General features: G+C 63.8%; 22 protein-coding genes. 12 read left to right on the forward strand and 10 right to left on the reverse strand.

Translation table 11 applies throughout. The features are described from left to right. Positions 1 to 358 precede the first annotated feature (358 nt). Together ltrA and C2L64_RS02485 are read left to right on the forward strand one after the other, a co-directional pair. Entirely contained in the window at positions 359 to 2,065 is a 1,707-nt protein-coding gene (ltrA, locus tag C2L64_RS02480; protein WP_007590077.1) for a group II intron reverse transcriptase/maturase, read from the forward strand. 124 nt (positions 2,066 to 2,189) lie between these two features. Next, positions 2,190 to 3,980 carry a PglL family O-oligosaccharyltransferase gene (locus tag C2L64_RS02485; protein WP_090835973.1) on the forward strand — a complete coding sequence of 597 codons (1,791 nt, stop codon included), beginning with the start codon at positions 2,190 to 2,192 and terminating at the stop codon, positions 3,978 to 3,980. Between the two features lie 103 nt (positions 3,981 to 4,083). Here the strand turns inward: C2L64_RS02485 and moaC are convergent, their stop codons facing one another. Further along, positions 4,084 to 4,560: a cyclic pyranopterin monophosphate synthase MoaC gene (gene moaC, locus C2L64_RS02490; RefSeq protein WP_079484331.1), complete on the reverse strand. Its 477-nt coding sequence runs from the start codon at positions 4,558 to 4,560 to the stop codon at positions 4,084 to 4,086. Positions 4,561 to 4,795: 235 nt separating this feature from the next. Here moaC and C2L64_RS02495 point away from each other — a divergent pair, with 235 nt between their 5' ends. Then, the gene (locus C2L64_RS02495; RefSeq protein ID WP_007590084.1) at positions 4,796 to 6,484 is read left to right on the forward strand and encodes a M48 family metalloprotease; all 1,689 of its coding nucleotides are present in this window, start codon (positions 4,796 to 4,798) and stop codon (positions 6,482 to 6,484) included. Here C2L64_RS02495 and C2L64_RS02500 read toward each other — a convergent pair. From C2L64_RS02500 to C2L64_RS02525, 6 genes are all read right to left on the reverse strand, one after another. Continuing rightward, on the reverse strand, positions 6,481 to 7,089 hold the full coding sequence (locus tag C2L64_RS02500) for a DUF2946 family protein (RefSeq protein ID WP_079484337.1): 609 nt from the start codon (positions 7,087 to 7,089) through the stop codon (positions 6,481 to 6,483). The two genes, C2L64_RS02495 and C2L64_RS02500, sit on opposite strands and share 4 nt — an antisense overlap. Beyond that, positions 7,082 to 8,164, reverse strand: a complete 1,083-nt coding sequence (locus tag C2L64_RS02505; RefSeq protein ID WP_244144571.1) for a hydrolase — start codon at positions 8,162 to 8,164, stop codon at positions 7,082 to 7,084. Before C2L64_RS02505 ends, C2L64_RS02500 begins: the two co-directional genes overlap by 8 nt. Before the next feature lie 78 nt (positions 8,165 to 8,242). Then, positions 8,243 to 8,689 (reverse strand): nuclear transport factor 2 family protein, encoded by a 447-nt coding sequence (locus C2L64_RS02510; RefSeq protein WP_007590089.1) that lies wholly within the window; start codon positions 8,687 to 8,689, stop codon positions 8,243 to 8,245. Between the two features lie 189 nt (positions 8,690 to 8,878). Further along, on the reverse strand, positions 8,879 to 9,904 hold the full coding sequence (gene waaF, locus C2L64_RS02515; protein WP_079484343.1) for a lipopolysaccharide heptosyltransferase II: 1,026 nt from the start codon (positions 9,902 to 9,904) through the stop codon (positions 8,879 to 8,881). 188 nt (positions 9,905 to 10,092) lie between these two features. After that, positions 10,093 to 10,287, reverse strand: coding sequence for a zinc-finger domain-containing protein (locus C2L64_RS02520; protein WP_007590092.1), 195 nt, complete (start codon positions 10,285 to 10,287; stop codon positions 10,093 to 10,095). Between the two features lie 72 nt (positions 10,288 to 10,359). Further along, positions 10,360 to 11,283 (reverse strand): branched-chain amino acid transaminase, encoded by a 924-nt coding sequence (locus C2L64_RS02525; protein WP_007590094.1) that lies wholly within the window; start codon positions 11,281 to 11,283, stop codon positions 10,360 to 10,362. A 312-nt stretch (positions 11,284 to 11,595) separates the two neighbouring features. Between C2L64_RS02525 and C2L64_RS02530 the strand changes: the two genes are divergently transcribed. From C2L64_RS02530 to C2L64_RS02570, 9 genes are all read left to right on the forward strand, one after another. Then, positions 11,596 to 12,351 (forward strand): AzlC family ABC transporter permease, encoded by a 756-nt coding sequence (locus tag C2L64_RS02530; protein ID WP_007590096.1) that lies wholly within the window; start codon positions 11,596 to 11,598, stop codon positions 12,349 to 12,351. After that, positions 12,348 to 12,671, forward strand: coding sequence for an AzlD domain-containing protein (locus C2L64_RS02535; protein WP_007590098.1), 324 nt, complete (start codon positions 12,348 to 12,350; stop codon positions 12,669 to 12,671). Before C2L64_RS02530 ends, C2L64_RS02535 begins: the two co-directional genes overlap by 4 nt. Before the next feature lie 217 nt (positions 12,672 to 12,888). Further along, positions 12,889 to 14,082 carry a phosphoglycerate kinase gene (locus tag C2L64_RS02540; RefSeq protein ID WP_007742613.1) on the forward strand — a complete coding sequence of 398 codons (1,194 nt, stop codon included), beginning with the start codon at positions 12,889 to 12,891 and terminating at the stop codon, positions 14,080 to 14,082. Between the two features lie 479 nt (positions 14,083 to 14,561). Further along, entirely contained in the window at positions 14,562 to 15,998 is a 1,437-nt protein-coding gene (gene pyk, locus C2L64_RS02545) for a pyruvate kinase (protein WP_090836001.1), read from the forward strand. A 230-nt stretch (positions 15,999 to 16,228) separates the two neighbouring features. Then, complete coding sequence (gene fba, locus C2L64_RS02550; protein WP_007581427.1) at positions 16,229 to 17,293, forward strand: class II fructose-bisphosphate aldolase; 1,065 nt, start codon at positions 16,229 to 16,231, stop codon at positions 17,291 to 17,293. A gap of 175 nt (positions 17,294 to 17,468) precedes the next feature. Continuing rightward, positions 17,469 to 18,359 (forward strand): phosphoribosylaminoimidazolesuccinocarboxamide synthase, encoded by an 891-nt coding sequence (locus C2L64_RS02555; protein WP_007581426.1) that lies wholly within the window; start codon positions 17,469 to 17,471, stop codon positions 18,357 to 18,359. 27 nt (positions 18,360 to 18,386) lie between these two features. Beyond that, on the forward strand, positions 18,387 to 18,905 hold the full coding sequence (gene purE / locus C2L64_RS02560; RefSeq protein WP_042311006.1) for a 5-(carboxyamino)imidazole ribonucleotide mutase: 519 nt from the start codon (positions 18,387 to 18,389) through the stop codon (positions 18,903 to 18,905). 113 nt (positions 18,906 to 19,018) lie between these two features. Beyond that, positions 19,019 to 20,227 carry a 5-(carboxyamino)imidazole ribonucleotide synthase gene (locus C2L64_RS02565; RefSeq protein ID WP_086919515.1) on the forward strand — a complete coding sequence of 403 codons (1,209 nt, stop codon included), beginning with the start codon at positions 19,019 to 19,021 and terminating at the stop codon, positions 20,225 to 20,227. Positions 20,228 to 20,239: 12 nt separating this feature from the next. Continuing rightward, complete coding sequence (locus C2L64_RS02570; protein ID WP_090835975.1) at positions 20,240 to 21,283, forward strand: L-threonylcarbamoyladenylate synthase; 1,044 nt, start codon at positions 20,240 to 20,242, stop codon at positions 21,281 to 21,283. Between the two features lie 161 nt (positions 21,284 to 21,444). Here C2L64_RS02570 and C2L64_RS02575 read toward each other — a convergent pair whose 3' ends face one another. From C2L64_RS02575 to dacB, 3 genes are all read right to left on the reverse strand, one after another. After that, complete coding sequence (locus tag C2L64_RS02575) at positions 21,445 to 22,644, reverse strand: SGNH/GDSL hydrolase family protein (RefSeq protein WP_090835976.1); 1,200 nt, start codon at positions 22,642 to 22,644, stop codon at positions 21,445 to 21,447. 118 nt (positions 22,645 to 22,762) lie between these two features. Next, the gene (locus C2L64_RS02580; protein ID WP_090835977.1) at positions 22,763 to 23,683 is read right to left on the reverse strand and encodes a sterol desaturase family protein; all 921 of its coding nucleotides are present in this window, start codon (positions 23,681 to 23,683) and stop codon (positions 22,763 to 22,765) included. Positions 23,684 to 23,879: 196 nt separating this feature from the next. Further along, entirely contained in the window at positions 23,880 to 25,592 is a 1,713-nt protein-coding gene (gene dacB / locus C2L64_RS02585; protein ID WP_090835978.1) for a D-alanyl-D-alanine carboxypeptidase/D-alanyl-D-alanine endopeptidase, read from the reverse strand. Between the last annotated feature and the right edge of the window lie 300 nt (positions 25,593 to 25,892).

Here is a 25,892-nt window from a genome sequence, read left to right on the forward strand (position 1 = left end):
GCCTGTATGGTTGCCAGCGCGGTCAGGTTGGCAGGCGAACCGCAAGGGACGCTGTTGATTGTGCAGGTATGGGAGGACGGAAAAAGCGAAGGTCGGGCTGTAATGGTCCGGATAGGGGTTGGAACATCACTCCACGCGAAAGCGGGCAGACTTCCGTCTGGTCTACCGTCGCAAGACGGCTGACTACCCTCCGTCACTTGGTTAGATGCGGGCGCATGCGCCCGTACTGTGGTTTTTGTCCGAGATATGAGTGCATGCGCTCATATTGAGGTTTCTGTTGTTCCCCAGCGGGGTGTGTCTTCCCCGCTGGGGGAGATGCGCCTTCTGCCGGGGATCTAATCCAAGGTAGGAGAGCAGCATGAAAGTATCTGGTCGAAAGACCGGATCTGCGCTTTCCCACGCGCCTGACAACTGGCACGCCGTAGATTGGCGTCGGGTTGAACGGAACGTGCGAGGGATGCAGATTCGAATTGCGAAGGCGACGCGGGAAGGCGACTGGCGCAGGGTGAAAGCCCTGCAACGGATGCTGACCCGCACGTTGTCCGCAAAGCTGTATGCGGTGCGACGTGTTACGCAGAACCAGGGTGCGCGAACGGCTGGAGTCGATCGCGAGCTATGGGATTCGCCTGAGAGCCGATGGGAAGCCGTCGGCAGGTTGAAGCGGCACGGATATAAGGCTCTGCCATTACGGAGGATCTTTATCCCCAAGGCCAATGGGAAGGAGCGCCCTCTGGGCATTCCGACCATGCGGGATAGGGCGATGCAAGCCCTGTATCTGCTGGCATTGGAGCCGGTAGCAGAGTCGACGAGTGACCCGAACTCTTATGGGTTCAGGCTTAACCGTTCGACGGCTGATGCCATGTCTCAGATTTTCGTTGTCATGGCCCGTCGCAGATCAGCGCAATGGGTACTTGAAGCGGACATCAAAGGATGCTTTGACCACATCAACCACAAGTGGTTGGAAAGCAATGTCCCGATGGACAGGGTGATCCTCCGCAAATGGTTGAAAGCTGGCCTGATTTACAAAGGGCAGCTACAGGCGACGATGGCCGGTACGCCGCAGGGAGGCATCATTTCTCCGACGCTGGCAAACGTGACGTTGAACGGGCTGGAACGTGAACTGATTGCGCAGCTCACTGCGAAATTTGGAATCGGGAAGGCGAAGAAGCTGAAAGTGAATGTGGTGCGATACGCGGACGACTTCGTCATTACCGGCGACTCGAAAGAGATGCTGGAACGCGAAGTCAGGCCTTGGGTAGAAGCCTTCCTTGAAGTGCGGGGATTGCAACTATCGGAGGAGAAGACCCGGATCGTTCATATTGACGAAGGCTTTGATTTCCTTGGGTGGAACTTCCGGAAGTACTCGGGAACGCTACTCATCAAGCCAAGCAAGAAGAACGTGCAGACGTTCTATCGCAAGGTGGCGGATACGATCAGCGGTCATAAGGCGGTCAAGCAGGAGGAGTTAATCCGCCTGCTCAATCCGATACTACGGGGCTGGGCGCAGTATCACTGCCCTGTAGTGGCCAAGCAGGCGTACAGCCGCATGGAGTCGTTGGTGTTTCAGCGGCTCTGGCGGTGGTCCAAGCGGCGGCATCCGAATAAGAACGCCGACTGGGTGAGGCGGAAGTACTTTCACTCCGTTGGTAATCGGCATTGGGTGTTCGCTGCTCCTGTCATCCGCGAGGACGGTAGTAAGGGGCTGCTTGAGTTGTACCAAATCAGCGGTATGGAAATCAGGCGCCATAAGAAGGTCAAGGGGGAATTCAATCCCTTTGATCTCGTGTGGGAGCAATACGGCGAGCATCTGCGGCAGGAGCGTATGTGGGATTCGATGCGCTACCGAAAGCAATGGGGTTCGCTGTACATGTCACAGAGCGGGCGGTGTGCGCACTGTGGCTGTGCCCTGACGGACGAGACGGGTTGGCACGACCATCATCTGGAGTATCGGATGTATGGCGGTTCAGACGCTCTATCGAACAGGGTATTGCTTCACCCGGACTGCCACCGGCAAGTGCACGTTGGTAAACTTGTCGTAGCTAAGCCGGCCCCGTTGCAGCACTAACGGGGCTTCGTATAAGAAATATGTAGGCTTGAGCCGTATGCGGGGAAACTCGCACGTACGGTTCTTAGGGGGCCCCTCTTCCGCAAGGAAGGGGGGCTACCCTACCTGACGTCCCCGGTTACTCATGCCCAACCCCTTCGCACGCTATCTTTCACTGTTCTTATTGGCGTGTGCGTTGATCCTGCCGTATGCAGTCGTCAACCACACCTATCCGATTCCGACCTTCTACGCCGAGTTCACGGCGCTGTCGCTCTATCTGCTGCTGGGCGCGGGTATCGCGTTTCTGGTGTCGACGGCACGGCCGCGCGTCGCGTTCGCGTCGCCCGTCGTCGCGCTGGTGCCGCTGGGCTTCGGGCTCGTGCTGGTCGCGCAGTCGCTCGTGCTGCCCGTCGCGCAGCCATCGATGAACTGGCTCGGCGCCGGCTTCCTGCTTGCCGCGTTCATGGCGACGCACGCCGGCTTCGGTTTCAGCAGGGCGAATCTGACGGAAAACGCGTTCACGGTGGCGGCGTTCGCGCTGGTCGTGGGCGGCCTCTTTGCCGTGTTCTGCCAGACGATCCAGCTGTTTCACCTCGAGGTGAAGGTGACGCCGCTCGTGGTCGCATACAGCGTGATGACCGAGCGCCGCCCGTTCGGCAACATGGCGCAGGCCAATCACCTCGCGACGTACATCGCGTTCGCAACTGCGGGCGCGATGTACCTCGTGCAGACGCGGCGTATCAACGTATTCATCTGGCTGCTCGTGACGGCGATCTTTTCGGGCGGGCTGGCGCTGACCGTGTCGCGCGGACCTTGGCTGCAGATGGGCGTGATCGTCGTCGCGGGGTTCTGGATGGCGTTTGCCGAGCAGCGCCGCAATCCGTCGCGCCGCCGCAGCAATCGCGAGTGGCTGATTCCCGTCGTGCTCGCCGTGTTGTTTTTCGCGGTGAATGCCGCGATCCGCTGGGCGAACGTTCACTACGATCTCGGTCTGGCCCAGTCGGCTGCCGAGCGCATGAAGGATTCGAGCCAGATCGCGCCGCGTCTCGCGCTGTGGAAGTACGGCTGGACGATGTTCCGCACCCATCCGTTGCTGGGCGTCGGTTGGGGCGAATTTCCGCGCTATCAGTTCGATCTGGCGAAAGCGCTGGGCGGCGTCGAGATTGCCAACAACTCGCACGACATCTTCATCGATCTGCTCGCGAAGACGGGCCTGATCGGACTGGGTATCGTGCTGCTCGGTCTCGCTGCGTGGTTCGTGCGCGTCGTGCGCGCGCCGCATACGGCCGCGCGCGTGTTCGGTCTCGCGCTGATCGGCGTGCTGGTGATGCATGCGCTCGTCGAGTATCCGCAGCAGTACATGTTCTTCCTGCTGCCGGCGATGTTCGTGATCGGTCTGCTCGACACGAAGCCGCTGCGGCTGATTCCGGGCGGCATGTCGTTCGGCGCGTTCCTTGTGATCGTGTTCGGTGGACTGGCTGCGCTCTATCCGATCTATCGCGACTATGCGCGCTCCGAAGTGCTGTATTACGGCTCGCATCCGTTCGACCAGTATCGTGAAGACCCGTCGTTCCTGTTCGGTGCGTGGGGTGAGTACGGGATGGCGACGCTCCTGCCGATGAACGCGCAGGATCTGCCGCACAAGCTCGCGATGCACCGCCAGGCGATGGCGCTGTTGCCGGGCGAAACGGTGCTGCGCCGTTATGCGGTGTTGCAAGCGTTGAGCGGCGACACCAACGGCGCGTTCGATACCGTCGACCGTCTGAAGATCTTCGCCGAGGAGTTGCATGACTGGCCTTCGCAGCTCGCGTATCTGTACGATTTGTGTGATCAGCAGAAGACGCTGGCGGCGTTCAAGGCGGAACTGATGAAGAAGTACGGCACGCCGCCGAAGGACATCAACAACGACGACGAAGAGGGCGACGACGAGGATTGATGCGTCAGCCGTCAAATACGAAAGCGGCGCGTTGGACGCGCCGCTGCTTCAGCGAGAGTGGGTAAGACTTAACAGGCAAGCCACGCAGGTGCGTAGCAAAACCTCACTCCGCCACCCAATCCCCCGACTTCCCCCCATGCTTCTCCATCACCTTCACATCGGTGATGGTCATCCCGCGATCGACGGCTTTACACATGTCATAGACCGTTAGCAGCCCGACCTGCACGGCCGTCAGCGCTTCCATCTCGACCCCCGTCCTGCCGAGCGTCTCGACCTGTACGCGGCAATGCACCGCTGGGCCCGACTCGTCGAGCTCGAAATCGACCGCAACGCGGGTAAGCGCCAGCGGATGACACAAGGGAATCAGATCGGCGGTGCGCTTCGCGCCCTGGATCGCGGCGATACGCGCGATGCCGATCACGTCGCCTTTCTTCGCTTCGCCTTTGCGGATCAGATCGAACGTGGCGGGCAGCATACGGATCGTTCCGCGCGCGACCGCGATGCGTTTCGTTTCCGCCTTGCCGCCGACGTCGACCATATGCGCCTGGCCGGCTGCGTCGAAATGAGTGAGTTCGGGCATGGTTGGCTCCTTCAGAGGGCGCCTATCATAGCAGCGCGGGCGCCGCGGGGCAGTCGGGCGCGGGACGGCGAAGAATCACGATAGCGCACAAAGCGTGCGGATGCCTGACTGTGGGCAACCCGCCATCCGTGCACTGACGAGGAAGCCGAAGCGCCCACATCACCCGGTACAATCGAAAACAAGGCCCATTCCTTCCGGCACCTTACGCCGCTTTCGATTTCGCACATCGTCCGCAATGCGTCTGAAACGGTTTCTCGCTGCATTGTTGTCCGTCACGCTCGCCGTCCCGCCCGCGATCATCGCGCAGCCGTCGAACCTGTCGGAACTGCCGCTCGTCACCGGGCCGCTCGACACGTACGGCGCGACAGCCGTGCCGCCCGACATCGCGCAAGGTGTGTTCGGCCTCTACGGCGGCGCGCAGTCGCGCTTCTCGGGCAACCCCGGCGGCAACGCAAGCCTGCGCGCGCCGATGTCGACCCAGCAGTTGCCCGATCTCGGCGACGGCTCGGGCGGCTCGCTCACGCCGCAAGCCGAACGCAAGCTCGGCGAACGCGTGATGCGCGAAGTCCGCGCCGATCCGGACTATATCGACGACTGGCTCGTACGCGACTATCTGAACTCGATCTCCGAAAAGCTCGCGGCGGCTGCAAGTGCGCAGTTCATCGGCGGCTATCGTCCGGATTTCGATCTGTTCGCGATGCGCGACGCGCAGATCAACGCGTTCTCGCTGCCGGGGGGCTTTATCGGCGTGAACACCGGGCTGATCGTCGCGACGCAGACGGAATCGGAGCTCGCGTCCGTCGTCGGGCACGAAATGGGTCACGTGCTGCAACGGCACATCGCGCGGATGATCACGGCGGGCGAGCACAGTGGCTACGCGGCGCTCGCGGGCATGCTGCTCGGCGTGCTGGCGGGCGTCCTCGCGCATAGCGGCGATCTGGGCAGTGCGATCGCCATTGGCGGGCAGGCCTATGCCGTCGACAACCAGCTGCGCTTCTCGCGCGCGGCCGAGCACGAAGCGGACCGCGTTGGCTTCCAGATGCTCGCGGGCGCGGGTTACGACCCATACGGGATGGTGTCGTTCTTCGAACGGCTCGATCGCGCGTCGATGAGCGACGCCGGCGCGCCCGCCTACGCGCGCACGCACCCGCTGACGGGCGAGCGTATCGCCGACATGTCCGACCGCGCGCGCCGTTCGCCGTACCGGCAGCCGCGCCAGTCGTCGGAATACACGTTCGTGCGCGCGCGGGCGCGCGTGCTGCAGGACCGCTCGCGCAGCGAATACGCGGACGACATCTCGCGGATGCGATCCGAAATCGAAGACCGTACCGCGCTCAACGTGGCGGGCAACTGGTACGGCATCGCGTACGCGCAGATGCTGCTCGAGCGATACGACGACGCTTCGGCTTCGCTGGCGACCGCGCGCTCTGCGTTCGACGCCAAAGTGCGCGCCGAGGGCGATCCTTCACGCAGTTCGCCGAGCCTAGACGTACTTGCCGTCGATATCGCCCGGCGCGCCGGACGCAACGACGAAGCCGTGCGTCTCGCGGAAATCGCGCAAAAGCGCTGGCCGCAATCGCACGCGGCCATCGAGATGCGTCTGCAGACGCTGCTCACCGCACGTCGTTTCGGCGAGGCGCAAGCGCAGGCGCAACGCGAGACGCGCGCCGATCCGCAGCAGCCCGTCTGGTGGCGTTATCTTGCGCAGGCGAGCGTCGGAACGGGTGACGCGCTGACGCAGCATCGCGCGCTTGCGGAGAAGTTCGCGCTGGAAGGGGCGTGGCCGTCGGCGATCCGGCAGTTGAAGGAAGCGCGCGACATTAAATCGGTCGGCTACTACGACCTCGCGACGATCGACGCGCGGCTGCATGAGTTCGAGGCGCGCTATAAGGAAGAGCGCGAGGACGAGAAGAACAGCAGCTAGCGGTTGTCTTGGGACGAGGCGCTGCCCGCAGCGACATGCGCTGCAGGACTTGCGACGAATCCGAAGCGCTTCTCGACCTCGGCCTTGCGCAAGGCCTCGAGCTTCAAGACCTCGCCGACACGCCAGTGGAAATCACCGCTTTGACCGTCGCTCGCAAGATCCGTGTGCTCGGAGAAAAGATCGAGATCGTGGTCGTGCAGCACCGCGGTACGCGCGGGCGTGGAGCGATCGATGAAAAGAATGCCGCCTTCGTCGTCGAGATACACGGCGGCCGGCTCGAACGCCTTGCCGCCCTGATCCGTCAACACGAGTTTTCCGCTAACGTCATCGCGAGCGAGCCGCACGACGAACGGCGTGTAGCCGAGTTCGACATATACACGCTGCGGCCCGTTCTGGAAGAACCATTGGCCTGTTCCGTCGGCTTCGTAGTTGCGGTTGATGAAGCCGAGCAGGGCGGTATGCCGGATCGGCTCGCCGGGCGCGCCTGCGGCTTGCGCCGCTTCATCGCGCATACGCCAGTTGCCGCGCCGGTCGAGCAGCAGCCAGCCGGTGCAATGCGGCACGTTTGGCCATTTGGCCAGGGCCTGCTTGACGATGTCATCCATGTCGCGTGAACGGGTCGAGGTAGCCGAAGATCCGGCGCGAAAGCCAGTCGATCCGGCCGGGGAAGGGGCCCGTCATGAAGCCGACGTGTCCACCGTGCTCCGGTTGATCGAGTTCCACCGTCGATGATACCTCGCTGCGCGACGGCAGGACTGCGCCCGGCAGGAACGGGTCGTTGCGCGCGTTGAGCACGAGTGTCGGCACGGTGATTTCGGGGAGCAGCGGGCGCGTGGTCGAGCGGGTCCAGTAGTCGTCCGCACTGCGAAAGCCGTGCAGCGGCGCCGTCACGACCTCGTCGAACGCGTGCATCGTGCGGCTGGCAAGCACGTCGTTCAGATCGTACAGGCCGGGATACTGTTCAAGCTTCTGCTGCGCCTTCAGCTTGAGCGTTTTCAGGAAGCTGCGTGTGTAGATCAGCCCGAAGCCTTGCGACAGCGCGCGGCCGCCCGCGTGCACGTCGAGCGGCGCGGAGATCGCCGCCGCCGCCGCGATGATCGACGCGTCTTCGCGGCGCTCGCCGAGCCAGCGCAACAGCACGTTGCCGCCCAGCGACACGCCGGCCGCCACAATCGGCCCCGGGTGCTGCTCGCGCAGCCGCCGCAATACCCAGTCGACTTCGTTGCTGTCGGCGAGGTGATAGAAGCGCGGCAACAGGTTCATCGGACCGCTGCAACTGCGAAAGTGCGGTACGACGCCATGCCAGCCGCGTATCTGGGCGCTCGCCATCAACGTGCGCGCATAGTGAGAGTCCGAGCTGCCTTCGAGCCCGTGAAACAGCACGAACAGCGGCGCATCGGCTGTGGGAGAGGCCGCGAGCGGATCGGGCACCAGCCAGTCGAGATCGATGAAATCGCCGTCCGGCGTATCCCAGCGCTCGCGCCGGTAGGTCACCTCGGGACGGCGGCCGAACAGCGCGGGAACGATGGTCTGGATGTGGCTGTTGGGAAGCCAGAGCGGGGCGCGGTAAAGCATGTCGACGGTCGCGTCGACTGACGTGCCCACGGCAACCCCAACCGCAGCCGCGGCTGCATCGAGGGCCGGTCTGGAAGAAGCTTTATTGTCGTGGGTCGTGCTCATGCCAACACCGGTATTCAGTCGAAGCGCCTGGCCGAAGTTTTCGCCGGAACTTCCGTCAAGCTGGTCTCGCGGGGCGCGTCAGTGCAGCGCGCCCTGACCATGTCTCATTTTCGCAGCAAACTGCGAGGCGGTTTCGTTCGGCATCGCACTCGCGTGAATATGCGCGATCTTCCATTCGCCGCGCTCGTGGACCATCACATAGGTCGTGAAGATCATCGCTGGCACGGCGGCCGGGTCGGCGGGCCGATGCGCTTCGGCAATCGCATAGACAACGGTGCCGAGACTGTCGTAAACGCGGATGTCGAGTGGCTCGATCGACACCGGCTGCGCTTCGAGCTGAACGGTCAGCCCCGAGCGGATCGCGTCGAGACCGTGCAGATGCGAGCCGTCGGCGCAGATACAACTGACGAATTCCTCGTCGATCCACAAGCCCATCAAACTGTCGATATTGACCTCCGCGACTGCCTGGTAATAGGCATTCAACGTGTCAGCAGCGGCTTCGAAGATGTGGGCAAAACGTGGCATGGCTCGTCAGTCTCTTGCGCGCAAGGCACGCGGTTGCGGGTCAGTGATATGCAGCAGGCCATCCGCCAGCATGCTCGCGCCTCAAGACGCGGGCATGACGCTGCAGGCGCACGGGGCGGCGCCCCGCGCGAAGCTCGACGAATAGCGCATCACGTGCTTTGACGATCCGGCGGCCCGGCGATCCGGCGCTCAGCGTTGCGCGAGCAACATTCCACGCAGATCGTCGAACACCTGTTCGGCGCTCAGTTGCCGCAGGCAGTTCAGATGGCCCAACGGACATTCGCGCTGAAAGCACGGACTGCACTCGAGATGCAGCCATTGTACCTTTGCGAGGTCCGACAAGGGCGGCGTGTGGCGCGGATCGGTCGATCCGTACACGGCGACGAGCGGACGGCGCAGCGCGGCTGCGACGTGCATCAGCCCGGAATCGTTGGTGACGACGGCGCTCGCCCGCGAAATCAGCGCACAGGCTTCGCCCAGCGCGGTCTGGCCGCACAGGTTGCGCACGTTCGGCGCGCGGTCGGCGATGGCCTGGGCGATGGGTGCGTCTTTCGGCGAGCCGAGCGCGATGATCTTCGTGTACGGGAACGACTGGCCGACCATCTGCGCGAGCGCCGCGAAGTGTTCGGGCGGCCAGCGCTTCGCCGGGCCGTACTCGGCGCCGGGGCAGAACACCAGCAGCGGCACGCGCGTGTCCAGATTGAAGCGCGTCGACACGCGCGACGCTTCGTTCAGGTCGGCGTCGAGCCGGGGCGGCGGGAGATCCTCGGGCACTTTCGCGCCGGGCGCGTACGCAAGCGCCGCGTATTGGCCGACCATCGGCGGACGCTCGTCCTTGCGCGGGTTCGCGTGCCGCACGTTCAAGAGCCCGTAGCGGCTTTCGCCCGTGTAGCCGATGCGCAGCGGAATGCCCGCCATCCACGGAATCAGCGCGGACTTCAGCGAATTGGGCAGCACGTAAGCCGCGTCATAACCGACGTCGCGCAAGTCGCTCGCGAGCTGCCAGCGGCGCAGCATCTGCAGCTTGCCGTGCGCGAGATCGGTCGCGTAGACATCACGGATTTCCGGCATCCGTTCGAGCACAGGCGCGACCCAACTGGGCGCGACGGCATCGATCGCGATACGCGGATGCAATTTCACGAGGCGCGCAAACAGCGGCTGCGCCATCAATGCGTCACCGATCCAGTTCGGTGCGATAACCAACGCGCGACGCATCAGGGTGAGTTTCCGATGTCTAAAATAAGGCGCCGCGCGCTCGAGGCGCGCGGTGCCGGGTTGTCAGGGAGTGTGGACTGCAGCTCAGGCTATATCGGCGCGCGCGGCGGGAAGTTCAACCTTCCGCCCGCTCCATTGAGCGACGCGCGGCGCCGCAGCCCAGGCGGCAGATGAAGCGGTGCAGCGGATCAGTGACCCTTGATCACTTCGCCGTCGCGCAGCTTGTAGCGCGTGCTGCAGTAGGGGCAGCGCGCTTCGCCGTGCGTCACGTCGATAAAGACGCGCGGATGGTTGCTCCAGCGCGGCATCGACGGGTTCGGGCAATACGCGGGAAGATCTTTCGCCGACAGTTCGACCAGCGGCATTTCCTTGATTTCGCTCATAGGGACTTTCTCGTTGTATGCACAATGCGGGCGCGCCCGGCTTTCTGCCTGCCGCGACGTGCCCGTTCAGATTCAGATCTTCGTCAGCCAGTGCGCGTACTTCGCGCTCTTGCCGTTCACGATGTCGAAGAAGCCCGTTTGCAGCTTCTCCGTGATCGGGCCGCGCGTGCCCGAGCCGATGGTGCGGTTGTCGAGTTCGCGGATGGGCGTGACTTCGGCGGCCGTGCCCGTGAAGAACGCTTCGTCGCACGTATAGACTTCGTCGCGCGTGATGCGCTTTTCGATCACTTCGATGCCCGCATCTTTCGCCAGCGTAATAACGGTGTCGCGCGTGATGCCGTCGAGGCACGACGAGAGATCCGGCGTGTACAGCTTGCCGTTGTTCACGAGGAAGAAGTTCTCACCCGAGCCTTCCGACACATAGCCGTCGACGTCGAGCAGCAGCGCTTCGTCGTAGCCGTCGGCCGTGGCTTCCTGGTTCGCGAGGATCGAGTTGACGTACCAGCCCGACGCCTTCGCACGGACCATCGACACGTTCACGTGATGGCGCGTGAACGACGACGTCTTCACGCGGATGCCCTTCTTGATGCCGTCTTCGCCGAGATACGCGCCCCACGGCCATGCGGCGATCGCGACGTGAATGGTGTTGCCCTTGGCCGACACGCCCAGTTTTTCCGAGCCGACCCAGATGATCGGGCGCAGGTAGCACGACTCCAGCTTGTTCTCGCGGACGACTTCGCGCTGCGCGGCGGCGAGCGTTTCGTGGTCGAACGGAACGTCCATCTGGAAGATCTTGGCCGAGTTCAGCAGGCGCTTGGTGTGTTCCTGAAGACGGAAGATCGACGTGCCGCCGTCAACTGTCTTGTAGGCGCGCACGCCTTCGAAGACGCCCATGCCGTAGTGCAGCGTATGGGTGAGGACGTGGATCTTGGCGTCGCGCCAGTCGATGAGCTTGCCATCCATCCAGATCTTGCCGTCGCGGTCGGCCATTGACATACGATTCTCCAGGCGGTGCGGGTTCGCGGGTTCGGATTCTGACGTCTGATCGTGACGTCGCTAGTGACGTTCGACTGTGGCGTCGGTTTCGAGTGTTCGGCGCGTGGCGCGACCACGACAGATGCGTTCGGGCCACACAGCGAAAAGCGATATTTTAGCGTCTTTTGCACAATCAACGGGCATTTGCGGGCACCCCGGACGCTATAATCCGGCGGTCGCTGAAAACTAACCGGATGCGCCAGCGGCTGCTACACGATCTGGCGCTGACCTCCTGTCATCGTGGCGCTCGTCGCGCCGCGCTGCATTCGCCTCATGCTCGCTCGTTTGTCCGATCTCGACCGCCGCGCTTTCCGTGATGGCGCGCGCGCCTACTCGCCGACGCTGATGGCGATCTTCTCCTGGGGCCTCGTGACGGGCATCGCGATGAGCAAATCGGTGATGACCGTGCCGCAGTCGCTCGCGATGTCGCTGCTGGTCTACGCGGGCTCGTCGCAACTGGCCGTGCTGCCGCTGATGCTCGCCAAGCTGCCCGTCTGGACGATCCTGCTGACGGCCGCGATGGTCAACACGCGCTTCGTGATCTTCAGCGCGGGCCTCGCACCTCACTTTTCGTATCTGCCGCTGTACCGGCGGCTGCTGGTCGGCTATTTCAACGGCGACGTCATCTATCTGCTGTTCCAGAAGAAAAGCTTCCAGCCTGGCTATGTGCCCGGCAAGGAAGCGTATTTCTGGGGCATGGCCGTCGCAAGCTGGCTGTCGTGGCAGGTCTCGTCGATCATCGGCATCCTGCTGGCGAGCCTCTTTCCCGATAACTGGGGCCTCTCGCTCGCGGGCACGCTCGCGCTGATTCCCGTGATGGTGTCGGCGATCTCGTCGCGCTCCACGCTGGCGGCCGTGAGCGTCGCGGGTATCGTCGCGCTGGTCGCGTTCGATCTGCCGTATCGCCTCGCGCTGCCGCTTGCCGTCGTGACGGCGATCCTCGCGGGCACTGCCGCCGACGCGCTGGTCGAGCGCGCCGACCTGCGCCGCATTCGCAACAGAGCGGGGAGTCCAGGAGATACGCAATGAGCACGCTGCAGATCTGGCTCGCGATCATCGGGATGATGTTTGTCACAGCGCTGACACGCGCGCTGTTTCTGATCGGGGGTGAGCGCACGGTGCTGCCAGAGCGCGCGCAACGGATGCTGCGTTACGCGCCCGCGGCGGCGCTCGCGGCAGTGGTCGTACCGGACGTGCTCGTGACGGACAGCGGTGTGTCCGTCGCGCTGTCGAATCACGAGCTGTACGGCACGCTCGCTGGCCTTGCGTGGTTCCTGTGGCGGCGGACGATGCTCGGCACGATCGTCGTCGGAATGCTGGTGTTCACGGCGCTGCGGTTGATTTTCTGAGGGCGGTCGCCTTCGGGCGCGTGAATGTTGCGCTGCAATATCGCGCAACGCCCGCTGCGGCCGGCAAATACTGGGATTCGCTCGGACGGGCTTAGATCGGTCCGTCGATCGGTTAAAATGGCTGTCTCCCGGAACACGCGCGAAGCCGCCGGCACCGTTCTCGATTGGCTGTTCGCGCAGCGTCCGCACCGCCTTCCAATCAACTCGCATATCAATCATGAAACAGGTATTGCGTCTCTCCGATCTGATCGCCGAAGGCAAACTATCCGGCAAACGCGTGTTCATCCGCGCCGACCTGAACGTGCCGCAGGACGACGCCGGCAACATCACCGAAGACACCCGCATCCGCGCTTCCGTGCCCGCCATCAAGTCCGCGCTGGACGCGGGCGCGGCCGTCATGGTCACGTCGCACCTGGGCCGCCCGACGGAAGGCGACTTCAAGCCCGAAGACTCGCTCGCCCCCGTAGCGAAGCGTCTGGCCGAACTGCTCGGCCGCGACGTGCCGCTCGTGCAGAACTGGGTTGAGAACGGCGTGAACGTCGCGCCCGGCCAGGTCGTGCTGCTCGAAAACTGCCGCGTGAACAAGGGCGAAAAGAAGGATTCCGACGAACTCGCGCAGAAAATGGCGAAGCTCTGCGACATCTACGTGAACGACGCGTTCGGCACCTCGCATCGCGCCGAAGCGACCACGCACGGCATCGCGAAGTACGCGAGCGTTGCCTGCGCCGGCCCGCTGCTCGCGGCTGAACTCGAAGCGCTCGGCAAGGCGCTCGGCGCGCCGAAGCGTCCGCTGGTGGCGATCGTCGCGGGCTCGAAGGTGTCGACCAAGCTGACCATCCTGAAATCGCTGGCCGACAAGGTCGATCAGCTGATCGTCGGCGGCGGCATCGCGAACACGTTCATGCTGGCGGCCGGGCTGAAGATCGGCAAGTCTCTGGTCGAAGCGGATCTCGTCGAAGAAGCGAAGGTGATCATCGAGGCCGCGAAGGCGCGCGGCGCATCGGTGCCGATTCCGTCGGACGTGGTCACCGCGAAGGAGTTCTCGCCGACCGCGAAGGCCGAAATCAAGCAGGTCGCCGACGTCCAGGACGATGACCTGATCCTCGACATCGGGCCGGAAACGGCGAAGGCGCTCGCGTCGCAGCTCGAAAAGGCCGGCACGATCGTCTGGAATGGCCCCGTCGGCGTGTTCGAGTTCGATCAGTTCGGCAATGGCACGAAGACGCTTGCGGAAGCCATCGCGAAGTCGTCGGCGTACTCGATTGCAGGCGGCGGCGACACGCTCGCGGCCATCGCCAAGTACGGCATCCACGACAAGGTGAGCTATATCTCGACGGGCGGCGGCGCTTTCCTCGAGTTCCTCGAGGGCAAGAAGCTGCCCGCAGTCGCTGTGCTGGAATCGCGGGCCTGATAATGGCGACGCGCTCCCCCAACAAGCCTCAGAAGACGCGCAACGCGTCGCGCACGGCAGCGGCAGGGGAGCGCGCAGCGCGCTCCGCACAAGCGCTGCAACCCGAGGGCGCCGAACAGGCGGCCTCGCAACTTTCCGGCAACGCGCCAGTGGCACAGACCACAGCCGTCGCCGAGGAACAGAATTCCGAACTGGCCGTGATCGATGTCACGCAACATGAAGATGCGGCAGACACGGCAGCCGGTTCAAGCGCAACGGTGTCTCTCGCCTCAAACACCGAAGCCGATGCATCTCGATCCACGGCGCACGAAGCGCCGCGGGCAGCAGATATCGCAGCAGTCCCCCACGATTCGACGCCGGGCCTTCAAGGTTCGAAGGGAACGAACGGCGCACCACCCCATGTAGCACCGGTCGTTGCGCAGCCTCCGCATCCGACTCCCAACGTTCATCCCAGCGATCTTATCCAGACGAGGAGACTCATGCATCGCGCCACCAAGATTGTCGCAACCATCGGACCCGCATCCAGCACGCAGGAAATCCTGCTGCAGATGATTCAGGCGGGCGCCGACGTGGTGCGTCTCAACTTCTCGCACGGCACCGCCGACGATCATCGTCAACGCGCGGAGTTCGTACGTGAAGCGGCCCGGCAGGCAGGCCGCGAGGTCGGCATCATGGCCGACCTGCAAGGCCCGAAAATTCGTGTCGGCAAATTCGAAAACGGCAAAACCACGCTGATTGCCGGCAACACCTTCATCCTCGACGCCGAGTGCGAGCTCGGTAATGACGACCGCGTCGGCCTCGACTACAAGGATCTGCCGCGCGACCTGAAACCCGGCGACACGCTGCTGCTCAACGACGGCCTGATCGTGCTGAACGTCGCACGTGTGATCGGCACTGAGATTCACACTGTCGTGAAGATCGGCGGCGACCTGTCGAACAACAAGGGTATCAATCGCCAGGGTGGCGGCCTGACGGCGCCGGCGCTGACCGCGAAGGACATGGAAGACATCCGCACGGCGATGTCGCTCGGCGCGGATTACGTGGCCGTGTCGTTCCCGAAGAACGCGACGGACATGGAAATGGCGCGCCAGCTCGCGAATATCGCGGGCGCGCCGTACGGCATCAAGCCGAAGATGATCGCGAAGATCGAGCGCGCCGAGGCAATCCCGGCGCTGCAAGGCATTCTCGAAGCATCGGACGGCATCATGGTCGCGCGCGGCGACCTCGCCGTCGAAGTCGGCAACGCGGCCGTGCCCGCGCTGCAAAAGCGCATGATCAAGATGGCGCGCGACGCGAACAAGTTCGTGATCACGGCCACGCAGATGATGGAGTCGATGATCCACGCACCCGTGCCGACACGCGCCGAAGTGTCGGACGTCGCGAACGCGGTGCTGGACGGCACGGATGCCGTGATGCTGTCGGCGGAATCGGCGGCGGGCAAGTACCCGGTGCAGACCATCGAAACGATGGCTGCCATCTGCCTCGAAGCCGAGAAGTCCGAGCATGTCGAGCTGGACAAGGATTTCCTCGACCGCACGTTCACGCGTATCGACCAGTCCATCGCAATGGGTGCGCTGTTCACCGCTTACCACCTGGGCGCGAAGGCGATCGTCGCGTTGACGGAATCGGGCTCGACCGCGCTGTGGATGTCGCGTCACTGGACGCATGTGCCCATTTTCGCGCTCACGCCGCGTACGGGCAGCGAGCGCGCCATGGCGATCTACCGCAACGTGACGTCGCTGCACCTCGACACCAGCAGCGACCGCGACATCGCGCTTGCGCAGGCGCTCGAAGTGGTGGTCGGCAAGGGCTACGCGGCGCGCGGCGATATGGTCGTGCTGACGGTCGGCGAGCCGATGGGCCAGGCGGGCGGCACGAACACCCTGAAGATCGTGCGCGTAGGCGAGCCGGTCTGATCGGCGCTTGATGAGCCAGCCATAAACCGCCGTCAGAGCGAGTTACAGCGAGCCGGAAACGGCGCGGCTGAACGGCACGCGTGAAGCAGAGTGCCGTGTCCCCGAAAGAGGCGGCGCACCCAGTTTGGGAGAGTGCGCTCGGGACACGGTCTGCTTCGCGATAAAATTGCACGAAATTGCATAAATAGATGCCGTCGGCACAGATTTCGTTTCAATCTATGGAGTAATCAATGCCTCTCGTATCAATGCGTCAACTGCTGGACCATGCCGCCGAACACGGTTATGGACTTCCGGCATTCAACGTAAACAATCTGGAGCAGGTGCAGGCCATCATGGCGGCGGCGGATCAGGTCAATGCGCCCGTGATCATGCAGGCGTCGGCGGGCGCGCGTAAGTACTCGGGCGAGCCGTTCCTGCGTCATCTGATCGAAGCGGCTGTGGAGTCGTATCCGCACATTCCCGTCGTGATGCACCAGGACCACGGCCAGTCGCCGGCAGTCTGCATGGCCGCGATCCGCAGCGGCTTCACGAGCGTGATGATGGACGGCTCGCTCGAAGCCGACGGCAAGACGGTGGCGTCGTACGAGTACAACGTCGATGTGTCGCGCAAGGTCGTCGAAGCGGCGCATTCGATCGGCGTGACGGTTGAAGCGGAACTGGGCGTGCTCGGTTCGCTGGAAACCATGAAGGGCGACAAGGAAGACGGCCACGGCGCGGAAGGCACGATGACGCGCGAGCAACTGCTGACGGACGTCGAGCAGGCCGCCGACTTCGTGAAGCTCACGCAATGCGACGCACTGGCGATTGCGATCGGCACGTCGCACGGCGCGTACAAGTTCTCGAAGAAGCCGACGGGCGATATCCTGTCCATTCAGCGCATCAAGGAAATTCACCAGCGCATTCCGAACACGCACCTGGTGATGCACGGTTCGTCGTCGGTGCCGCAGGAACTGCTGGCGGAAATCCGCGAATTCGGCGGCGACATGAAGGAAACCTACGGCGTGCCCGTCGAGGAAATCCAGGAAGGCATCAAGTACGGCGTGCGCAAGGTCAACATCGACACCGATCTGCGTCTTGCCATCACGGGCGCGATCCGCCGCTACATGGCGGAAAACCGTTCGAAGTTCGATCCGCGCGACTACCTGAAGCCGGCTCGCGAAGCCGCGAAGAAGGTGTGTGTGGACCGTTACCTGGCGTTCGGCTGCGAAGGCCAGGCGTCGAAGATCAAGCCGGTCTCGCTGGACAAGATTGCTGAGAAGTACAAGGCGGGCGAGCTCGCGCAAGTCGTTCGCTAAGCGGCGGGCGGGCGCGCTTCGATGTCTGTCTGGCGCCCGTTTGTTCGCTGCTTGCGTGGTACGCACCTGGCCATCTGGCCAGGTTGTCGTCAGATCGCCGTTCCCGCATGATCAGGGGAACGGCGTTTCCCTTTTGTTTCGGGCAGTTTTTGCCCCATTTTTGTGAATCACGACGATGTCTACCCTCTACGAATCCACGCTCCGCTCGCTGCCGCTGCTCGGCCGCGGCAAGGTCCGCGACAACTACGCGGTGGGCAACGACCAGCTGCTGATCGTCACGACGGACCGTCTGTCCGCGTTCGACGTCATCATGGGCGAGCCGATTCCGAGTAAGGGACGCGTGCTGAACCAGATGGCCAATTTCTGGTTCGACAAGCTCGCGCACGTCGTGCCGAATCATTTGACGGGCGTCGCGCCGGAAACGGTCGTCGCGCCTGACGAGGTCGAGCAGGTGAAGGGCCGCGCAGTCGTGGTCAAGCGCCTCGAGCCGATTCTCGTCGAAGCGGTGGTGCGCGGTTATCTCGCGGGCAGCGGCTGGAAGGACTATCAGGCGACGGGCGCCGTGTGCGGCGTGCAGCTGCCGGAAGGCCTGCAGAACGCGCAAAAGCTGCCTGAGCCGATCTTCACGCCGGCAGCGAAGGCCGAAATGGGCCACCACGACGAAAACATCACGTATGAAGAGATGGAGCGCCGCATCGGCACCGAACTGTCGGCGACGATCCGCGACATCTCGATCCGCCTGTACAAGGAAGCGGCCGACTACGCGGCCACGCGCGGCATCATCATCGCCGACACGAAGTTCGAATTCGGTCTGGACGACAAGGGCCAACTGTACCTGATGGACGAAGCGCTGACGGCGGATTCGTCGCGCTTCTGGCCGGCGGACCAGTACCAGGTGGGCACGAACCCGCCGTCGTTCGACAAGCAGTTCGTGCGCGACTGGCTCGAAACCCAGCCGTGGAAGAAAGAGCCGCCCGCGCCGAAGCTGCCGGACGAAGTCGTCACAAAGACGGCCGAGAAGTATCAGGAAGCGCTCGAGCGCTTGACGGGTCAGAAACTGGCCTGAGCGCCACGCATATGGAAAACAGGCAAGATGAGTGAAGTCCAGACAGCACACACGCACAGCGCGCCGCTCGTCGGCGTGCTGATGGGTTCCAGTTCCGACTGGGACGTCATGAAGAACGCGGTCGCGATCCTGCAGGAATTCGGCGTGCCGTACGAAGCGAAGGTCGTGTCCGCGCACCGCATGCCGGACGAAATGTTCGCCTATGCTGAAAGCGCGCGCGAACGCGGCATCCGCGCGATCATCGCGGGCGCGGGCGGCGCGGCGCATTTGCCGGGCATGCTCGCGGCGAAGACGACGGTACCCGTGCTGGGCGTGCCCGTCGCGAGCAAGTATCTGAAGGGTGTCGATTCGCTGCATTCGATCGTGCAGATGCCGAAGGGCGTGCCCGTCGCGACGTTCGCGGTCGGCGAAGCGGGTGCCGCGAATGCCGCGCTGTTCGCGGTGTCGCTGCTCTCCGGCACGTCGCCGGAATATGCGGAGAAGCTCGCCGCGTTCCGCGTGCGCCAGAACCAGGCGGCTCACGCGATGACGCTGCCGCCGCTGTAACGCGTAGCAGTCAGACGTTGTAGTCCAGCGTCGCAGTGCAACGTCGTACTCCAATGTCGCAGTTCAATGTTTCACCCGGCCGATCCCCACATCGGCCGCGACCGACCACCAAGATGAATCCAGACAACACTCCGGTATCACCGATTCTGCCCGGCGCATGGCTTGGCATGGTCGGTGGCGGCCAGCTCGGCCGCATGTTCTGCTTCGCCGCGCAGGCGATGGGCTATCGCGTCGCCGTGCTCGATCCGGACGAGACCAGTCCGGCCGGCGCCGTCGCGGATCGCCATCTGCGCGCCGCCTACGACGACGAAGCGGCCCTCACCGAACTCGCGCGGCTGTGCGCGGCGGTGTCGACCGAGTTCGAGAACGTGCCGGCCGCGAGCCTCGATTTCCTTGCGCGCACCACGTTCGTCAGCCCGGCAGGGCGCTGCGTCGCCGTCGCGCAGGATCGCATTGCGGAGAAGCGCTTCATCGCGTCGTCGGGTGTGCCCGTTGCGCCGCATGTCGTGATCGAATCGTCGGATGCGCTCGCTGCGCTCAATGATGCCGCGCTCGAAGCCGTGCTGCCCGGCATTCTGAAGACTGCGCGCATGGGCTACGACGGCAAGGGGCAGGTGCGGGTCGGCAACGCGGCTGAAGTGCGTGCGGCCCATGCGTCGCTGGGCGGCGTGCCGTGCGTGCTCGAAAAGCGTTTGCCCTTGAAGTTCGAAGTGTCGGCGCTGATCGCGCGCGGCGCGACGGGTTGCTCGACCGTGTATCCGCTCGCGCAGAACACGCATCGCAACGGCGTGCTGTCGCATACCATCGTGCCCGCACCCGACGCGAGCGCGACGCTCGTCGAACAGGCACAGCAGGCCGCGCTGCAGATCGCGGACAAGCTCGGCTACGTCGGTGTGCTGTGCGTCGAGTTCTTCATTCTCGAAGACGGCACGCTGGTCGCGAACGAAATGGCGCCGCGTCCGCACAACTCCGGCCACTACACGGTCGACGCCTGCGCGACGAGCCAGTTCGAACAGCAGGTGCGCGCAATGACAGGCATGCCGCTCGGCGACACGCGCCAGCATTCGCCCGCCGTGATGCTGAACATCCTCGGCGACGTGTGGTTCCCGGTCAACGCGAAGGGCGAGCGGCCCAGCGCCGCTGTCACGCCGCCGTGGCACGAGGTGGCTGCGATGCCGGAAGCGCGTCTGCATCTATACGGCAAGGAAGACGCACGTCCCGGCCGCAAGATGGGCCACGTGAACTTCACGGCCGCGACGCTTGAGCACGCGCGCGCGGCTGCCCGCGATTGCGCGCGCCTGCTGCATATCCCGACGAGCTGAGCACGAGCCTTTATGCCGGATCAAACGAAACCTGCCGACGTGACGTCGAGCGTCGGCGCCGACGAGATCGCGCGTGCTGCGGCGCTGCTCGATGCAGGGCAACTCGTCGCGTTTCCTACGGAGACTGTCTACGGGCTGGGCGGCGATGCCGAAAGTCCTGACGCAGTCGCGCGCATTTATGCGGCGAAAGGCAGGCCGGCGAATCATCCCGTGATCGTGCATCTGGCGCCGGGCGGCGATCCGAATTATTGGGTCGAACAACTGCCGTCCGATGCGCAGCGTTTGATCGACGCGTTCTGGCCGGGTCCGCTGACGCTGATTCTTAAACGCGCCGCGCATATTCCGGCGGCAGTAAGCGGCGGTCAGGATTCGGTTGGATTGCGTTGTCCGTCGCATCCTGTTGCGCAGGCGTTGCTCGCGGCGTTCAGTGCGTTGCGTAATGGACATGGCGGTGTGGCTGCGCCATCGGCGAACCGCTTTGGTCACGTCAGTCCGACCACGGCGCAGCATGTGCGCGAGGAATTCGGCGAGGCGATTCACGTGCTCGACGGCGGGTCGTCGGATGTTGGTATCGAATCGACGATCGTCGATCTGTCGCGCGGTTTTCCTGCGCTGCTGCGGCCGGGACATGTGACGCCGCAAGACATCGCCGACGTGCTCGGCGAAATGCCCCGTCTGCCCGACGGCTCGGACGCGAGCGCGCCGCGTGCATCCGGTACGTTGAAGGCGCACTATGCGCCGCGCACGCCGCTCGCGTTGCTGCCGTTCGATGTGATCGAGCCGTTGCTGGCCGCGCGCGCGTCCGGCGAACGCGTTGCGCTGGTCGCGCGCGTTTCGCGCGCAGGGCGCTGGGCAGAAGCGGAGGGCGTGCATTTCGTCGCCGCGCCGGAAGATCCACATCTCTATGCGCGCGATCTATATGGCTTGCTGCGCGCGCTGGATCGCGCGAATGTGTCGCGGATACTGATCGAGAAGTTGCCGGATACGATCGAATGGATCGCCGTCAACGACAGGCTGGGACGCGCGGCCGCGGCGTTCGAGGCGCACGACGCCTGAGAGCCGTCCGCGCGCGGCACGCATCTCGCGTGATCGCAAACGGAATCGCAATCGAATCGCAAAAGCAGGCGTACCCAATCAAAAAGCCCGGCTCGTGAGAGCCGGGCTTTTTTCAAATCGAGCGAAGCCGAAAGCGGCGGGGCAACCCCGCCGGATGCCGCTTACTTGCCGAGACCCGTCGCCGCGATCTTGCCTTCGACGAACGTCGCAAACGCGGCATGCGCATGCGTCGTCGGGTGGATCGTGTCGGCGAACACATACGACTGGTCCGCGCCCGCGACCGTCAACGTGTTCGGCGAGCAGAACAGCGACGAGCCGAATAGCTGGCCGTACTGCTCCGCCGTGATGCCGCCGACGAGCACGGACGGGTTCGCCCTTGCGTAAGCCGTTGCGTTTGCAGACATCTGCGCGATCGTGCAGGCCGTGCCCGTCGTATTGCTGAAGCCTTGCGCCGACGGATTGGCGAGCAGTGGCGTGAGCCAGTTGCCCGTCGCGATGAACACAACCTTGCTGGAGATGCCGGCGACGGCCAGCGACTGCTGCAGCACGCCGTTATACGTCGCGACGATGCCCGAGATCACCGACGGCACCTGCGCCGAGCCGAGCTGCGCGGCAAGACCGGCTGCAAACGGCGTCTTGCCGATGTCGGGCACATCCATGACGACCACGTGGGTCGCGCCCTTGGCGAGGACCGTGGCGATCTGGGCCGCGAGCGCCTGGGCCATCGGGCCGACCGTGCTTACCGCGACTGACTGGACGATGGCGGGCGCCTGGGTCGGATCGGTCAGCTGCGCGACTTGCGTCTGGATCGTCGTCAGCATGGTGGACAGGTTTTGCAGAATGTCGTTGGCGCCGCCGTTGACCAGCACGAGCTGATTCGAATTGAAGCTGCCGTGGTCCGTCAGATACTGCTGCACCTGTTGTGTGACCGGCCATGTCGTTTGCGCCATGTTGTTGGGCGCGAAACCAATGCCGTCGGTGCGCGATACATCCGAGCCGCCCTGCGCATAGCCGAACCCGCCGTTCGCCTTGAGAGGCTGACCGAAGCCGCCCACATAAGCCGGCGTCAGCGTATCGCCGTAGTACTCGGCGATCTTTTGGGTCCACACTTCACCAGGATTCGTCGTATAGCGTCCGCCGCCGAAGCTCGAGGTGATCACGGGCGAATACGTGCCGACATCCGACAGGCTGTCCCCGAACGACACCACCTGCAGTTTGACCCCGCCCGCAGGCGTGGCGCTCGCGTTGTTGTTATTATTGTTGTCACTGCCGCCGCATGCGACGAGCGTGGCGAATGCCGCGCACGCGACGGCGATGCGCGCGTAGCGCACGACGCCCTTGTTGTTTGATGCTTGCTTCATAAGGTCCTTATCTCCTCGTATGTATCTGGCCTGAGCCTGGTGTCTCGTGAGCCATCTGATGCAGGCGTCGTCTGGACGCGGCGACGAACCTGCAAAGCCTTCCCTGTTGTTGCGGCCGCTAGACGGCCGCGTTGTTGTTCTGTTGTGTGTGTCCAGCGGCATCGGGCGCAAGCTCATCGCCGCGCAGGCTCGCGTGATACTGCACGGCCCACGCGGGTGGCGCGAACAGCGCGCTCATCCGGTCGCGCAAGCCGCGCACCCGCACGAAGTCCTGCGCCATCGAAGCCCATTCATGAAACGTCGCTTTCAACGGGTTATACGTATGAAGCGGCTCGACGATGCCATACACGGGCGCCTCGTTCCGATCTTCATCGACATGGCTGCCGAACAGCCGGTCCCAGATCACCAGCACGCCTGCGTAGTTGCGGTCGATATACCGGTCGTTGCGCGCGTGATGCACGCGATGGATCGACGGCGTGTTCAGCACGTATTCGAGCCAGCCGAGCTTGCCGATCGATTGCGTATGCACGAAGAACTGAAACCCCAGATTGATCAGCACGACGCCGACGATCTGCTTCGGCGGAAAGCCGAGAAACGCGAGCGGAATCCAGAAGAGCCACATGCCCGCGACGGGATACATGAGGCTCTGGCGAAACGCCGTCGAGAAATTCATCCGCTCCGACGAGTGATGTACGACATGCGCGGCCCACAACCAGCGCACGCGATGGCTGCAGCGGTGAAACACGTAGTAGAGCAGATCCTGCGCGACGAACAGCACGACGAACGACACCCAGCCCGCATGCCAGTCGAGCAGCCGGTAGTGCTCGTAGCAATACGCATAGACGGGGATGACGAACAGCCACGCGAGCTTGTCGGCGCCTTGGTGCATCAGCGCGAGCGCGGTATTGCACAACGTGTCGCGCCAGCTGTACATGCGCGCTTCGGGCTGCGTGCGATGCGCGCGCCACGCCTCCCAGCCGATGCACGCGAGAAAGATCGGCGCCATGGCGAGCAGAAGCAATTCGGCATCGAATTGCATTGACGTCTCCCTCCGAGGGTCCCTGCGGCCTCCTCGAGGAGGCCGGCATTGTCTTTATTGTTTGAATGCGGCGCTGTTCATCATGCGGCGCCTGTCGCGCGCGCCGTCATGCTTGTTTGTCTGCGCCTTTTTCATACTGCCCGACAGCGTACAACGCCTCGCGGCGCGTCGCGCACCGCTTCAATAGAAGGAATCCTCAGTGCGCGCCGCGCTTCTGAGGGTTTTTCCTGATCTTGCGACGCGGCTCGTCCGGGGCATCTGTCGTGGCCGGCGCGACGGTGCTGGCGAGCATCGCAGACGGTCCCTGGTACACCCATTCGAGCAGTTCGTCATGCGCGGTGCGCGCGGCTTCCGCGTGTGGATCGTTGATCAGGCTGACGACGACATAGCTCTGCCCATCGGCTGATGCGACATAGCCTGCGATCGCGCGCACGTCGCGCAGCGTGCCCGTCTTGATGTGCGCGTTGCCGTTCACTGGCTTCGAAGTCAGGCGGTTGCGCATCGTGCCGTCCACGCCGACGATAGGCAGCGAATCGACGAACACCTGCGCGACGGGGCTGGTGTTCGCGCTTTGCAGCAGATCGGCGAGTGCGAGCGCGGTAATGTGCTCGTCGCGCGAAAGGCCCGAGCCGTTGTCGAGGCTCAGATATTCCATCGGCATCGCGCTGCGATGCAGGAACGATTCGATTGCTTCCGCCGACTTCGCGGGCGTCGCGGGCGGCCGGTTCATGACGGCGCCGATCGTCAGAAACAGATTGCGCGCCATCGTGTTGTTGCTGAACTTGTTGATGTCGCGAACGATGTCGGACAGCATCGGCCCCTGATGCGTCGCGACGAGTTTTGCATCGACGGGTACGGCGCCTTCGCGCGTCGTACCGTTGAACGTGCCGCCCGTCTGCTGCCACAGCGCAAGGAAGCCGCCCGCGAAGAACGTCGTGTGATCGAGCACGGCCACGTTGACGGTGCGCTCGCCGCAGCGCAGCGGATAGTCGCCGATGAACGACGCATTGACCACGCCATTCGCCGCCGGTGTGACGGCGGGCGTCACGAGCTCGCCGCGGCACGGGCCGCGCGTCGCATGCAATTCATTGTCGATCTGCAATTGTGCGAGCGCGGGCAGCACGTCGATCTGCACCTTGCCGTCCTCGGATGGCGACATCGTGAACGACAGTGACTTGAACGCGTACAGCAGCGGATCGGGGCCGACGTTATAGGGCGAATTGACGTCGCTGTCGAATGCGGGCAGATCACGAGTAGATGGATCGAAGAAGCGTTTGTCGAGCACGAGCGCGCCATCGATGCCCGTGATGCCCGCCTTGTGAATCTTCTGGACCAGGTCGATCAGTTCTTCGGGCACGAGCTTCGGGTCGCCCGTGCCCTGGATGTACAGATTGCCGTGCAGGACACCGTTGCCGTCGATGTTGCCCTGCGCGTACGCCGTCGTCTTCCAGCGGTAGTCGGGGCCGAGCAGCGACAGTCCCGAGTAGGTCGTGACGAGTTTCATCGTCGACGCGGGCATCATCGGCTTGCCGGCGTTCAGCGCGAGCACGGGCGTGCGGTCGCCGACCTTCTCGACGACCACGCTGATCGACGACAGCGGCACATGCGCGCGCTGCAGGCCCGCCATCACGGCAGGTGGCAATACGGTGGTGACGTTGACGGCGGGTTGCTGCGCTTTCTTGCGCGCGTCGGCGGGCGCGGCGACGGCGAGCGCGGCGCACGCGAACAGTACGGCGGCGGCGCGCGCAGCGGCGCGGCGGTGCGAATGCGAAAACGGCGACGGTTTCGCGGCGCGACCGGTTTTGGGCAGCGCAGCCGCCGGATCAGCGTGCGCGGACGTCAACGTCCTGAAGCGGCGCCCGAGCGAACGGGCATACGACGAAGCAAGTGAAACGAAGGCGAGCGGCATGTACGGACAGGATCGGCAAAAAGCAGCGAAATAGCGGCGAAATAGCGATGCGCGGCGGGCGGCGCGGAAAGGCAAATGCAAGGGCAACGAGCGCAGCGAATGTCACGCGAGGCCTGCAAAATCAGCTGCGTCGTGCAAAAGCGCTCATTGTAGAGAGTTGCGATGACGTCGCGAAAAAAATGATGCCGTGTGTTTCGTGCGCGTCACTCAATCGCGGCGCAGCGTGCAAAGCCGATATGCAGCCAGCATGCATCAGGGATGAAAAAAGCACTCGGGCGCTAGAATGCTGGCATCGAAAAC

Origin of the sequence: Paraburkholderia hospita (assembly GCF_002902965.1) — a bacterium.
Taxonomy (GTDB): Bacteria; Pseudomonadota; Gammaproteobacteria; order Burkholderiales; family Burkholderiaceae; genus Paraburkholderia; species Paraburkholderia hospita.